Genomic DNA, 13,090 nt, shown 5'->3' with positions numbered 1-13,090 from the left:
GGATTGGATATGAAGAAACATATAAAAACATCAATTTGCGCAGCTTTATTAACTGCAGTAGTATCAACAAGTAGTTTTGCTGATTGTTCTTATGAACTTTTTAGTATTAGTTCTGCTAAAAATACGAAAATTATTGATTTTATTGATCAATTAAGTGATGAATGTGGATTTAGTATCGTTGTAACAGATCCTTATGCAGAAAAGTTTTTAGAGACAAAACTCAATAAGACAAATCTAAAGAATTTGACTATTGATGAAGTTCTTAATATTATTCTCAATGAAAACAACCTCTCTTATACACTTGAGAATAATTTATTAAAAATCTCTTATTTAACAACTAAGGTCTATAACATAGACTATATCTTATCACAAAGAAAAAGTACGGGAAGTACTGATATTACTTTAAGTTCTTCTTCTGGTACTCAAAATACAAGTGGTTCAAGTAGTAGTGGAACAACGACAACAGCGATCGGGCCAGACGGTCAACCTATAGCTGGTTCATCAACAACATCTGCAACTTCTGATACGGGTATTAAAATAGAAAGTACTGATGAAGTAAAATTTTGGGATCAATTAGATGAAGAATTTGTAAAAGTTCTCAACAGCCCTAGTGATAAATATGAAGCATCTCACCCAATAATTAATAAAAATGCTGGTTTAATTACTGTAACTGCAACAAATAAACAGATGAAGCGTTTTGAAAATTATCTAAAAAGACTTCAGGAAAAAGTACAACTGCAAGTTCTTATAGATGTTCAACTCTTAGCTGTAACAATGAAAGAAGGTAAAACTACCGGTATTGATTGGAAGCAACTTTACGCACTTCAAAATGTGGAGCTTGGTGTACATTACTTAGATAATAATAATGTTACTAAATGGGATAGTACAGACGGAACAAATATTGATGTTACAGAAACTGCTATCGCCGCTGGAGGGGCTAACGGTGCTGCGCATTTAATGAGTGTAAAAGCTGGTGGTACGCTTAAAGAGGTAATTAAATTTCTGAAAACGCAAGGTGATGTTACATCTATTTCAAACCCTAAGGTCTTAACACTAAATAATCAGCCTGCACTTATTACAGCAGGTACTGAATTTTTTTATAAAATCAAATCTGCAACTAATCAACAAGGAACAGGTGGTGGCGTTGCTGCAACTACCCAAAGTGATACTGTCCAGTCTGTATTTGCAGGTGTACTTTTAACAATTACACCAGAAATTGCAAATGACAATACTATTACATTAAAAATCAATCCTTCACTTTCAGAAACAACACAAGATATAACAGGTACTAGTAATACAGGTAGAGATATGCCACCTGACTTAACACGTCGTCAACTCTCTTCTGTTGTAACAGTAAAAGATGGCAATAGAATTATTCTTGGGGGACTAATTAATACTAAAAATTCTGTTGATTCCAACAAAGTACCTCTTTTAGGAGACATCCCAGTACTTAACTATCTTTTTAAATATGAAGAAGATGTTAAAGAGGTACAAGAGTTAGTTATCATTATTGAACCGCATATTATTCATAAAGATAAAGCTAATCTATCTTTATCAGATCTAGGGTATGAAGGTCTAAGTAATGATCTATTAACAGCTCCAAGAAATCAAATTGATAAAGCTACTACTAAAGTTAAAGAAACTTCATCAAATGATGATAAATAAAACTAGGTAGTAATATATATGAGTAGTATCTATATAAAATCTAAAAGTGTATTTTTAGATACTGTCAATGCAAATGATTATATTCAACTTGACAGAGTTTCAACGATTTATCAATCGTTGAAAGACTCTATAAAAAAACCTCTTAAAATGATTCTTCTTTTTGGAAAGCCGGGTACAGGTAAGAGTATGTTTTTGACAAAAATTTATAGAGATCTATTAGAAACACACCACATCTATTTATATCAAACCCCTATTATTGATGAAAGTGAATTTTACAAAACTTTGGCTCAAGATATCTTTGATACAAAATATAACGGTGAATTGAATTTTACACAGTTTATGAAAATTGTCGGTTCCAAAGAGCTTGAACATGTTCCTGTAGTTTTACTAGATGAAGCACAGCTTTATTCTGAAACACTTATGGAAAAAATCAGACTCCTTTCTGATAGTAGAACAATTAAATTTGTTATAACTTTACATAAAACAGAAAAAGAAGATCTTATTGCTAAAGAGCATTTTCAAACAAGAATTTGGGAGACAATTGAACTAGAAAATGCATCAAGTTTAGAACTAAAAATATATATTCAAAAAAAACTCATGAAAGCCAATTGTTTTGATAGTGCTAATTTATTTACACAAAAGTCTGTTAAAAGAATCCATTCTTTAACGAATGGAAATTATAGAGACACTAATAAGCTGCTTTATTCTCTATTTGATATTTTAGCTACTTATGAAAAAAACAATCAACTTTACGAAATTAAAACAGATCAAATTTCAAATAAACTAATTGAAATGGCTGCGATACATACAGGACTCATTAATGCTTAATACAAGGGACTTAGAAAGAAGATGGCTTAAATATAAAGTCAAATCTTTTTTGCCACATGCCATTATTACACTTAGTTTAATTGTAATAATTACATCTGTATCTTTTTACATCTCTTCAGCTAATAAAGATAATTCTTCTCAAAGAATTCTACAACCAAAGTCTGTAGAAGAAAATACTTCAAAAATAGCAGTAGTAACTTCTACAAAGCAAGAAGAAAAACAACAATCAACGCCTATGATTTCAAATGTTATAGATACGCAATCAGTGTCTTTTGAAGCACCTCAGCAAGATAATAAAGTTGTATTAAAACCATCTTTAGACTTTATGAAAAAAATTCAAGAGTCTTCTGATGGATACTATAGTAATACTCCAGAAGAAGAGACTTTTAATACATCTTATGCAACAGCTGCCAACCCACCAAAGGTAAAACAGAAACCTACGGCTAAACAAACTGTTACTACCGAAGATGTAGAAATTGAGGAAAAAGCTGCACCAAGTAAAAAAATTGTTATTGCCAAAAAAACAAGCTTACAGGATATTAGAGATGCTGAAACAAGGTTCAAAAAGAACAATAGTCCTGCGCTTAGTCTTTTTTTAGCGAAACAATATTATGCTCTTGAAGATTACTCAAAATCGTATAATTATGCACTTGTTACAAATCAGCTAGATAAAGAAAATGAAGACAGTTGGTTGATTTTCTCAAGATCACTTGTAAAACTGGGCAAACCTGAGTTAGCAAAAAAAGCATTACGTGAATATATAAAGTTTTCTCATTCAAATAATGCTGAACTACTTTTAGATGATATTACAACAGGGAAGTTTCAATGAAAATTTTTATTATTTTTTTTCTAGCAATAAATTTATATAGTAATGTAAAACAAGATATTTTAAATTTATATCAAAATAAAAAGTATGAAGATGCCTGTAATTTAGGTTTTGAGAAGTTTTCCAGACATACTAAAGATGAGGAGTATCTCTCCTTATATGCTTTTTCATGTTTAAAAGCAGATTATATAGATAGATTAGCTTTGCCCATAGCTATGCTGAAACTTTCTCCTGAAGCTCGCGCGAATTCTGCATATTTTTCTGTAATATTCATGCAAAAAAAGCTTTTATACCATGCTCTTTTGGATGATAATGACCTATCTAAGTTTAATCTTCCAACTACCGATTATGTGTTATCTAAAGTATTTGAATTTTATGCAAAGCTAGGTAAACATGAAAAAAGAACACTTTATATTTTTGATGATCCAAGTAATAATAAAGTCTCATATAAACTCTATCTAGAGAAAGATTATAAAATTTCAAAAATGGTAATTGAAGAATATTATGATACTATGTTAATTAAACGACATATATATTGGTAATTGGTAATTTAGATGGATAGAATAACAACAGACTTATTAGCCAACGGCTCTATTATGAAGGGACAGGTTGACAGACTCCTTGCAAAAGGTGTCAGTGAGAACCTTGTTCTTAGAGACATTACACTCTCCGGTTTTATGACTATGGATAGGCTTGTAAGATTTATTGTCCAGCAAGTACGTGATGGTGTGTATGATCTTTCTATTATAGATAATTATGACTATATTCAAGAAAGTATAGTTATAGAAAAACTAGCTCATGAACTAGACCTCATGTTCGTTGACCTTGATTCAATAGACATGGACTATAACCTTACAGAACAAGTCCCACTTAATCAATTACAAAAGCACAATGCAATACCTATCTCTCATGATGATATGAGTGTAACTATTGCTATAAATGACCCTCTAAACATTGAAGCTCAAGAAGCATTACAAAGGCTTTTTCCAAGAAAAGTAGTAAAAATTGCTCTTGCTACAAAAAAACAAATTTCTTCTTATTTATATAAAATTGGTCTTAAAGACAGTGTTAAAGGTCTTGTAAAAAAGATTCGTGATGAATTAAATTCTATTACATCTTTGGAAGAACAACAAGAGGCATCTTCTATTTTACAACTTATTGATGTTATCTTGAAAACATGTATTAATGGACGTGCAAGTGATATTCATGTTGAACCTACAGAAAAAAACTGTGTTGTTCGTGGTCGTGTCGATGGAAGACTTTCTGAGATGTTTATCTTTGAAAAAGATATTTATCCACCATTAGCATCTCGCCTAAAACTGTTATCTAACCTAGATATTGCAGAAAAACGTAAACCTCAAGATGGCCGTTTTTCTACAAGTGTTGGAGCTAGAGAATATGATTTCCGTATCTCTACATTACCGATTCTATACGGTGAATCAATTGTAATGAGGGTTTTAGACAAACAAAAAGCACTTGTAAAACTTGAAGAAGCCGGCATGGACCAAGTCAGTTATAGTAAACTGATTAAAGCACTTAAAGCCCCTTATGGAATTATCTTAGTAACTGGTCCTACAGGTTCTGGTAAAACTACTACACTTTACGGTGCATTAAATGAACTAAGAAATGTAGAAGATAAAGTTATTACAGTTGAAGACCCTGTTGAGTATAGAATGAACTTAATTCAGCAAGTTCAAGTCAACCCAAAAGTTGGCCTTAGCTTTGCAGATGCTCTCCGTTCTATTCTTCGTCAAGACCCCGATAAAATCATGATTGGTGAGATTCGTGATCAAGAGACACTTGAAATTGCAGTAAAAGCTGCATTAACGGGTCACTTAGTTATTTCAACTCTCCATACTAATGATGCTATCAGTGCTATTCCTCGTATGGCAGATATGGGAATTGAACACTATCTTATTAGTGGTGCTTTAGTTGCTATCCAGGCACAAAGATTAGTTAGAAAGATATGTATTCATTGTAAAATAGAAGATGAATTATCGGCATCAGTTTTGGAAGAGATTAATGGTGCAGTTCCAGAAGGAATACGCTTTTTTAAAGGAAAAGGATGTAAAGAGTGTGGTGGAACAGGTTATATGGGTAGAGAAATGATCTGTGAAGTATTACCTGTTTCTGAAGAAATTTCTACACTTATTGCAAAAGGTGCATCAAAAGATGCTATACTTGAACAAGCACAAAAAGAAGGCTTTGTAAATATATTCCAAAACGGTATTCAAAAAGCTATTGATGGAATCACTAGTATTGAAGAAGTTTTAAAGGTGGCAAAAGAATGAAATATTTTGAAGCAACAGTCTTAAAACACGGTAAAAAAGAATTAGTAGGTTTATATGCTGAAGATAAAAAAGAAGCGATGAATTATGCTAAACTGAAATTTACCGGTATTATTATTAAAATTGCAGAAGCTGAAGAACCTTTTGAAGATAAAATCAAAAGGTTAAAAGCTGATTTTCTTAAAAACTACAGAAAAAAGAAAATAAAACCAGATTCTTTAATAGCAGCTATACGTCAGTTAGCAGTTATGACCAATGCAGGTATTTCTATTCATGATTCGTTAACTGAAATTGCCAATGCAACATTAGACCAAGCACTTGAAACTGTTTTTTCAAAAGTTGCAGATGATATCAACTCAGGACAATCATTATCAAATTCTATGCAAAACTTCCGTTTTGAAGTTGGTAATCTTACAATAGCAATGGTACAACTAGGTGAGAAAACAGGTAACTTGGATGAAGCTCTTTATGCCTTAGCAGATATGCTTGAGGAAATTCGCTCAAACGTAGTAAAATTTAAAAAAGCTATGGCCTATCCAAGAAACGTTATGATTGCAATGGCCATCGCCTTTACAATTTTAATTACCTATGTTGTTCCTAAATTTAAAGAGATGTTTGAAAAACTTCATGCAGATCTTCCATTACCGACAAAGATATTATTAACTCTTGAACATATTTTTAATAATTATGGCCCTTATGTATTACTTGGTCTATTTATTGCACTAATTATTTTTAAATATATGATTAATAATTATGAACACATACGATTCAAATGGCATAAATTTCTACTAAGAACATATCTGATTAAAAACCTTATTATGTTTTCAACACTTAGTAGATTCACTCTTGTTTTTTCTGAGCTTGTTCGTGCCGGAATTCCAATTGCAGAAGCATTGGATACATCAATTAGTATGATTGACAACCTGCCACTGAAACAAAAATTGCTTTCTGTAAGAGCTACTGTTGAAAAAGGTGGAGCACTTAATAAAGGTCTTGAAGAAACTGGCCTTTTTGAAAATATGATTATACAGATGGTTCGTGCCGGTGAAGATAGTGGTACTTTAGATACTATGGTCAAAAAAGTAGCGGATTACTACAAAATGCGTTTTGATGCTATCATCGACGGTCTTAGTGAAGCAATTGAACCTATCATGTTATTTATGATTGCAGGTATGGTTATTTTACTTGCTCTTGGTATTTTCCTACCAATGTGGGATATGGGAAATGCAGTTCAAGGAATGCATTAGTTCTTACAACTCTTTTATTACACGTTCTAGTTTATTAAAGAGAGTTTCTAAACTCTCTTTTGTAGATTTTAAAGTATACACTACATGTGTAGTAAATTCTTTATCAACTATTTTCACTCCAAGTGTTTCACATTCATATTCTAATAATCTTACATCTGCATAATCAACAGAAACTTTTTTTATAAATTCTTTTTCATATTCAAAAAGCTTTGCATCATCTAATACTTGATTTACGGCATCACTGTAAGCACGTACTAAACCACCAGTACCTAATTTTGTTCCGCCAAAATATCTTACGATAATGACTGCTATATTGATTAACTCCTGTCCTTGAAGAACCATTAATGAAGGTTTTCCTGAAGTTCCCTTTGGTTCACCGTCGTCACTTGAATGTTCAACTATTTGATCATATTCATTCAAATATCGGTATGCAGTAACAAAATGTCTGGCTTTAGGATGTTCAATTTTGAGTTGTTCTAATGTAGTTTCATAAAGTTTGTAAGGGACAAGGTGAGCAATAAACTTAGATTGCTTCACCTCTAATGTAGAAGTAAAATGTTCTTGAATATACTGCATTACGCTATATTTGTATAAACCTTTTGAACATCTTCATCATCTTCTAATCTTTCTAAGATTTTATCGATATCAGCTTGTTGCTCTTCTGTAAGTTCAACCGGTGTATTTGCCATTCTCTCCAGAGTTGCTTTTGTCATCTCTACACCCATACCTTCTAATGCTTCGTTCATTGTACCAAAACTTGTATAGTCAGCTGTTGCGAGTACAACACCCTCTTCTGCTTCAATCTCTTCTAAACCTGCATCAATAAGTTCTAGTTCTAACTCTTCTAAATCCATATCTTCTTTCAATACAAATTCAAAAATTGCTTTACGTGAGAACATAAACTCCAATGAACCGTTTGTTAACATCTCACCGTTGTTTTTGTTTAAAATAGATTTTACGTTAGCAACTGTTCTTGTATTGTTATCAGTAGCACATTCAATGAAGATTAAAACACCATGAGGAGCTTTACCTTCAAAGTTTACCTCTTTCATATCTGCAAGATCTTTTGCAGTTGCACGTTTGATTGCCGCGTCAATATTGTCTTTTGGCATATTTTCAGCTTTTGCATTTAAAATAGCCGTACGCAGTTTTGGATTTAGATCGGGATCAGGGCCACCCTCTTTCGCTGCCATCGTGATAACTTTTCCAAGTTTCGGGAATAATTTTGACATTGCTCCCCAGCGCTTTAGTTTTGATGCTTTTCTATATTCAAAGGCTCTACCCATGTTTTTCCTTTCTTTTAAATCCAATTTTTTTTGGAATTATATCATTTCAATGTATAATATCACCTAAGGAATATAGATGAATTTTGCTTTTAAATTAAAATATCGCTTTTTTAATGCTTTTAGAGAGTTATTTGTACATCATCACGGTTCTTTAGAATTCCGGGCAAAAGTCTTTGCACTTATGATTGCAGCTAATGACAATCCGCCTGAAGAAAGCTATATTCTTGTCAAAGAGATGGCAATGGATATATATAACAATGATGAAAACAGAGCGAACCTCTTAATGCTTAACACTAAAGAGATTGTTGAAAAAGTTGTAACAGACAATGGTTTAGATATTGACAAACTAGTTTTACATATCCAGCAGGAGTTAAAAATAGTTCCTCGATATGCCAATAAAATAGATATGAAACTACTCAAACCATTAGTTTTACTGACAAAAGATGAAGAAACTATAGACTATCAAGAGAGAATTCTTGAATTTCTTAGTAAATTAAAAAACGAATATACAGAAAACAATTAAAGGATATTTATGGATATACAAACAAAAGCTCTCCATGCAGGATATGAAAAAGACTCTCAAGGGACTATGGCGGTTCCTATCTATCAAACAACTGCATATGAATTTCGTGATGTTGAACACGCTGCAAACCTGTTTGCTTTAAAAGAACTAGGGAACATTTATACAAGACTTAATAACCCTACAACAGACGTATTTGAAAAACGTTTTGCAGAACTTGAAGGGGGTGCTGCAGCACTTGCAACTTCGAGTGGTATGAGTGCAATTTTTTACGCTTTTGCAAATGCAGCTGAAGCAGGAGACAACATTGTTTGTGCAAAACAACTTTATGGTGGGAGTTTAACGCAAACTGCTCATACACTTAAACGTTTTGGTATTGAAGCTCGTTTTTATAACGTACATAATCCTTCTGAAATTGAAGCTTTAGTTGATGAAAAAACAAAAGTAATCTTTTTTGAATCTCTTACAAATCCAAGTATTGATGTTGCCGATATTGAAGCAATTGTAGCGATTGCCAACAAACACAATATTTTAACAGTAGTTGACAATACGGTAGCAACTCCTATTTTATGTAACCCTTTAAAACTTGGTGTAGATGTAGTAGTTCACAGTGCTTCAAAATATACTACAGGTCAAGGTTTGGCAATTGGCGGTATATTAGTTGAAAGAGAAAACATTGTTGAAAAACTAAAAAACAACCCTCGTTATGCACATTTCAATGAACCAGATGAATCGTATCACGGGCTTGTATATACAGAAGTTGGACTGCCGCCTTTTACACTTCGTGCAAGACTCTCTCTTTTACGTGATCTAGGTGCTGTTGTTTCACCTTTTAACTCTTGGCTGTTTATTCAAGGGATTGAAACTCTGGCTATCAGAATGAAGGAGCACTCTAACAATGCACAAAAGCTTGCAGAATTTTTAGAGTCTCACCCAAAAGTAAAAAAAGTAAACTATCCAGGACTTCCAAGTAATCCTAACTATGCAATGGCACAAAAATATTTTAAAAACGGACTTTCTAGCGGTCTTCTTAGTTTTGAAGTGGACTCTTTGGAAGAAGCTGAAAAAATTGTAAATGCAACAGAGCTTTACTCACTTGTTGTAAATATTGGAGACAGCAAGTCAATTATTACACACCCTGCTTCAACTACACACCAACAGCTTAATGAAGAAGAACTAGAAGCGTGTGGCGTACCATCAGGACTTATCCGTATAAGCTGCGGACTTGAATGTGCAGATGATCTGATTGCAGATATGAAACAAGCTTTAGATGCTTAATGAGGTATCCTTAAGTGACTTTTGCTAGAATTACAAAAACAATTTTAAAGAGCGCATAATTTTGAGTTTAAACCTGCAAACACATACGGAGCACTTTACTAACCCTCTTTATTTAGAAAGTGGTCGTATCTTAGAGCCTTATGATATTACATATGAAACATACGGGACTTTGAATGAAGATAAGTCTAATGTGATCGTAGTTTGTCACGCTCTTACAGGTTCACACCATGCTGCCGGTATTTACGAAGGTGAAAGTAAAGCCGGATGGTGGGACGGTTTAATAGGACCAAATAAAGCGATCGATACAAATAAATATTTTGTAATTTGTTCTAATGTGGTTGGAAGCTGTTTTGGCTCAACGGGACCGATTAGTACACAACATCCACATCACGAAGCATACCGTTATAAATTTCCTGTTATCAGCATCAAAGACATGGTTAAAGCTCAAAGAATCCTTTTTGACCGTCTTGACATCCATAGAGTTGAAGCAATTATCGGTGGGAGTATGGGTGGTATGCAGGCACTTCAGTTTGCAATCCACTATCCTAATTTTGCAAATAAAGTAATCGCACTAGCAACTACACATGCTACACAACCATGGGCAATTGCATTTAACAAAGTAGCGCAAGAAGCTATTTTAAAAGACCCTGATTTTCAACAAGGATATTACGATCCTGAAGTGATCAAAGAACAAGGCCTTTCAGGTATGGCAATAGGAAGAATGGCAGGTCATATCAGCTTCCTATCTCCTGAGTCAATGCAAAGTAAATTTGGAAGAGAATACAAACGTACAGACGGACTTTATGAGCTGTTTGGAAAATTCCAAGTAGAATCATATCTGGAGTATAACGGTTATAATTTTACGAAATGGTTTGATCCCCTCTCGTATCTTTATATCACAAAGGCGATCAACATTTACGATCTTTCTCGCGGTTTTGATTCACTGAGTGATGCTTTAGATAAAATCAGTGCGAATCTACACCTTATAAGCTTTAAAAATGACCTACTCTTTAGAGATTTCGAGATGAAAGAGATTGCAGACGAGATGGACAAACTGGGAAAAAGTAACTGTGACTATTTATGTGTAGATAGTGATTACGGACATGACGCTTTCTTGGTAGAATTAAATAAATTCGACACATATATAACGGAGGTGCTGAATGGCTAAGGAAGAAACAACAAATTTCGAACTCAAACTCGAAAATGCAAAAAAAATGCTTGAGAAATTGATGAATCCGGAAATCACTCTTGAAGACAGTGTAAAAGAGTACGAAGCGGGTATGAAAGAGCTGCAAGAGGCACAAAAAATCCTTGAAGAAGCTCAAATCAAAATCCAAGAGATTAAAAACAAATAATGAAAGCTGCCGTCTTACAACTAAGTTCACAAGGTCTTAGTTCTACAAAGCTTTTAAACTATATCCGCATCGCCAATAAAAAAGGGGTGAAACTTCTTCTTTTAGGAGAGTATATTTTAAACCCTTTTTTCAAAGAACTTACTTCTATGTCGATCGGAATGATTAAAGATCAATCTTCTCAGCAAATAAAAATTTTAAAAGACCTCTCAAGTACTTATGAGATTACTATCATTGCACCGATTGTACTTGTAAAGAAAAAGAAACTTTATAAGGCTATCGCAAAATTTGCACCAAACTCTACATCTTATTATCAGCAACAAATTCTTATCAACTATACACACTGGAACGAAGAGAAATTTTTTGCAAATGAGATAGAAAAACTAAAAGCACCGCTAACTTTTAAAATAGATGATCTAAAGTTTGCCGTTATTAATGGGTTTGAACTTCATTTTGATGAGATATTTAAAAAACTGAAAAACAAAAATGTTGACTGTATTTTAATGCCGAGCGTTTCAACTTTTGATTCATACGAACGCTGGAAAGCACTCATTACTACACGTGCTTTTACAAATAACAGCTATATATTACGTGCCAATAGAATTGGAGAGTACCAAGACGGTGATTTCAGCTGGAAATTTTATGGCGATTCCGTACTTGCTTCACCTAATGGTGAAATACTCTCTCATTTAGGAAACAAAGAGGAACTTATGATCGTAGATCTCTTTCATAAAGAGGTTGTGAGTGCCAGAAGAGCATGGGGCTTTAGAGATGCGATCAAAAAACGAGAAAAACTTATATAACTTTTTATGATATAATCACTTTTTTATGTTAAAGGCTGCATTATGATGAAATACTTTCACCGCCAAGTACAACTTTGGGGCGAAGAGACACAAACAAACTTACAATCAAAAAGAATTGCGATCATAGGTTCTGGCGGACTTGGCTCCTCTTTAGCTTTTGCTTTGGGTGCTAGCGGTATAGGCGAAATCCATATGATCGATTTTGATGAAGTAAGTCTCCATAACATCCATAGACAAATTGCTTTTAAAACTGGTGATGAAGGTAAAAATAAAGCAGAAGTCAATGCACAGCTCATTGAGCAAAGATGCCCTTTTACAAAAGCAATTCCTCATAACTGTGATTTTGCAGGCTGGATACAAAAAAACATTGATGTTGACCTCATCATTGATGCAACAGACAATCTACCAACTCGCGGAGAGATTAACACTTACGCAAAAGAGAAAAATCTTCCATGGGTTTATGGAAGTGTTGAAGCTTTTCACGGACAAGTTTGTTTTATTGAAGAATCTTCTTTTTCCGACGCTTTTAAGATTATCCAAAAAACTCCAGCAGGGATTGCAGCACCTATCGTTATGCATATAGCTTCACTACAAGCAAATCTTGCACTAAGATATCTTGCAGGATTATCTGTGAAAAAAGATATGCTTTATTATCTGTACTTTAACGAAGAAGGGGAACTGATTACTCAAAAATTCGGGTTGCCAAAGTGACAAATATTCCCCAAGAACTCGCTTTAAACCTTGTTATCATTGGAATATTGTTTATATTTGGTATCTATTATTTAAGTACCTCATTAAAAAAACGCTTAAAAAAGTCCAATCTGACTTCATTACTTCTTCCCATTTCAATTATCCTTTTTATTGTATTATTTTTTGGTATTGGATTTACATTCCTGCTTCAAGGGGCATAAACCTACTTTTTCCAAAATATCAAAGAAATTTTACAATCTATATTTTTGTAAATCTTTCTATGGAACACTATATGTATTATATTTTT

14 protein-coding genes are annotated in these 13,090 nt (G+C 33.3%); 12 read left to right on the top strand and 2 right to left on the bottom strand.

The window, feature by feature from the left end:
* The first annotated feature begins 9 nt into the window (after positions 1 to 9).
* From mshL to P6N22_RS00520, 6 genes are read left to right on the top strand one after another with little or no spacing between them, the layout of a single operon-like run.
* A complete protein-coding gene (gene mshL / locus P6N22_RS00545) occupies positions 10 to 1,665 on the top strand; it encodes a pilus (MSHA type) biogenesis protein MshL (protein ID WP_280329161.1) in 1,656 nt (551 codons plus the stop codon).
* Between the two features lie 18 nt (positions 1,666 to 1,683).
* Complete coding sequence (locus P6N22_RS00540) at positions 1,684 to 2,493, top strand: ATP-binding protein (protein ID WP_280329159.1); 810 nt, start codon at positions 1,684 to 1,686, stop codon at positions 2,491 to 2,493.
* Entirely contained in the window at positions 2,486 to 3,322 is an 837-nt protein-coding gene (locus P6N22_RS00535) for a hypothetical protein (protein WP_280329156.1), read from the top strand. Before P6N22_RS00540 ends, P6N22_RS00535 begins: the two co-directional genes overlap by 8 nt.
* Positions 3,319 to 3,861 (top strand): hypothetical protein, encoded by a 543-nt coding sequence (locus P6N22_RS00530; RefSeq protein ID WP_280329154.1) that lies wholly within the window; start codon positions 3,319 to 3,321, stop codon positions 3,859 to 3,861. The genes P6N22_RS00535 and P6N22_RS00530 overlap by 4 nt, the downstream gene beginning before the upstream one ends.
* A 12-nt stretch (positions 3,862 to 3,873) precedes the next feature.
* The gene (locus P6N22_RS00525; protein WP_280329152.1) at positions 3,874 to 5,610 is read left to right on the top strand and encodes a type II/IV secretion system protein; all 1,737 of its coding nucleotides are present in this window, start codon (positions 3,874 to 3,876) and stop codon (positions 5,608 to 5,610) included.
* Entirely contained in the window at positions 5,607 to 6,854 is a 1,248-nt protein-coding gene (locus P6N22_RS00520) for a type II secretion system F family protein (RefSeq protein ID WP_280329150.1), read from the top strand. Before P6N22_RS00525 ends, P6N22_RS00520 begins: the two co-directional genes overlap by 4 nt.
* 3 nt (positions 6,855 to 6,857) lie before the next feature.
* On the opposite strand, the gene P6N22_RS00515 is transcribed toward P6N22_RS00520, so the two are convergent.
* Both P6N22_RS00515 and P6N22_RS00510 read right to left on the bottom strand, forming a co-directional pair.
* Complete coding sequence (locus P6N22_RS00515) at positions 6,858 to 7,430, bottom strand: YigZ family protein (protein WP_280329147.1); 573 nt, start codon at positions 7,428 to 7,430, stop codon at positions 6,858 to 6,860.
* A complete protein-coding gene (locus tag P6N22_RS00510; protein ID WP_280329145.1) occupies positions 7,430 to 8,140 on the bottom strand; it encodes a YebC/PmpR family DNA-binding transcriptional regulator in 711 nt (236 codons plus the stop codon). Before P6N22_RS00510 ends, P6N22_RS00515 begins: the two co-directional genes overlap by 1 nt.
* 76 nt (positions 8,141 to 8,216) lie before the next feature.
* Between P6N22_RS00510 and P6N22_RS00505 the strand changes: the two genes are divergently transcribed.
* The 6 genes from P6N22_RS00505 (at position 8,217) to P6N22_RS00480 (ending at position 12,804) form a co-directional block, all read left to right on the top strand.
* Positions 8,217 to 8,663 (top strand): hypothetical protein, encoded by a 447-nt coding sequence (locus P6N22_RS00505; RefSeq protein ID WP_280329144.1) that lies wholly within the window; start codon positions 8,217 to 8,219, stop codon positions 8,661 to 8,663.
* A 9-nt stretch (positions 8,664 to 8,672) separates the two neighbouring features.
* Positions 8,673 to 9,938 carry an O-acetylhomoserine aminocarboxypropyltransferase/cysteine synthase family protein gene (locus tag P6N22_RS00500; RefSeq protein ID WP_280329142.1) on the top strand — a complete coding sequence of 422 codons (1,266 nt, stop codon included), beginning with the start codon at positions 8,673 to 8,675 and terminating at the stop codon, positions 9,936 to 9,938.
* A 61-nt stretch (positions 9,939 to 9,999) separates the two neighbouring features.
* Positions 10,000 to 11,106 carry a homoserine O-acetyltransferase gene (locus P6N22_RS00495; RefSeq protein ID WP_280329140.1) on the top strand — a complete coding sequence of 369 codons (1,107 nt, stop codon included), beginning with the start codon at positions 10,000 to 10,002 and terminating at the stop codon, positions 11,104 to 11,106.
* The gene (xseB, locus tag P6N22_RS00490; protein WP_280329138.1) at positions 11,099 to 11,293 is read left to right on the top strand and encodes an exodeoxyribonuclease VII small subunit; all 195 of its coding nucleotides are present in this window, start codon (positions 11,099 to 11,101) and stop codon (positions 11,291 to 11,293) included. Before P6N22_RS00495 ends, xseB begins: the two co-directional genes overlap by 8 nt.
* A complete protein-coding gene (locus tag P6N22_RS00485) occupies positions 11,293 to 12,093 on the top strand; it encodes a carbon-nitrogen hydrolase family protein (protein WP_280329137.1) in 801 nt (266 codons plus the stop codon). The genes xseB and P6N22_RS00485 overlap by 1 nt, the downstream gene beginning before the upstream one ends.
* 42 nt (positions 12,094 to 12,135) lie before the next feature.
* A complete protein-coding gene (locus P6N22_RS00480; RefSeq protein ID WP_280329135.1) occupies positions 12,136 to 12,804 on the top strand; it encodes a ThiF family adenylyltransferase in 669 nt (222 codons plus the stop codon).
* Positions 12,805 to 13,090: the final 286 nt, after the last annotated feature.

Origin of the sequence: Sulfurimonas sp. C5 (assembly GCF_029872055.1) — a bacterium.
Lineage (GTDB): Bacteria > Campylobacterota > Campylobacteria > Campylobacterales > Sulfurimonadaceae > Sulfurimonas.
Note: the sequence above shows the minus strand (reverse complement) of the source record. Positions and strands in the feature narration are given on the sequence as shown.

Coding starts and splice junctions, on each gene's coding strand:
- mshL (WP_280329161.1), top strand. CDS start 10: ATGAAGAAACATATAAAAACATCAATTTGCGCAGCTTTATTAACTGCA.
- P6N22_RS00540 (WP_280329159.1), top strand. CDS start 1,684: ATGAGTAGTATCTATATAAAATCTAAAAGTGTATTTTTAGATACTGTC.
- P6N22_RS00535 (WP_280329156.1), top strand. CDS start 2,486: ATGCTTAATACAAGGGACTTAGAAAGAAGATGGCTTAAATATAAAGTC.
- P6N22_RS00530 (WP_280329154.1), top strand. CDS start 3,319: ATGAAAATTTTTATTATTTTTTTTCTAGCAATAAATTTATATAGTAAT.
- P6N22_RS00525 (WP_280329152.1), top strand. CDS start 3,874: ATGGATAGAATAACAACAGACTTATTAGCCAACGGCTCTATTATGAAG.
- P6N22_RS00520 (WP_280329150.1), top strand. CDS start 5,607: ATGAAATATTTTGAAGCAACAGTCTTAAAACACGGTAAAAAAGAATTA.
- P6N22_RS00515 (WP_280329147.1), bottom strand. CDS start 7,430: ATGCAGTATATTCAAGAACATTTTACTTCTACATTAGAGGTGAAGCAA.
- P6N22_RS00510 (WP_280329145.1), bottom strand. CDS start 8,140: ATGGGTAGAGCCTTTGAATATAGAAAAGCATCAAAACTAAAGCGCTGG.
- P6N22_RS00505 (WP_280329144.1), top strand. CDS start 8,217: ATGAATTTTGCTTTTAAATTAAAATATCGCTTTTTTAATGCTTTTAGA.
- P6N22_RS00500 (WP_280329142.1), top strand. CDS start 8,673: ATGGATATACAAACAAAAGCTCTCCATGCAGGATATGAAAAAGACTCT.
- xseB (WP_280329138.1), top strand. CDS start 11,099: ATGGCTAAGGAAGAAACAACAAATTTCGAACTCAAACTCGAAAATGCA.
- P6N22_RS00485 (WP_280329137.1), top strand. CDS start 11,293: ATGAAAGCTGCCGTCTTACAACTAAGTTCACAAGGTCTTAGTTCTACA.
- P6N22_RS00480 (WP_280329135.1), top strand. CDS start 12,136: ATGATGAAATACTTTCACCGCCAAGTACAACTTTGGGGCGAAGAGACA.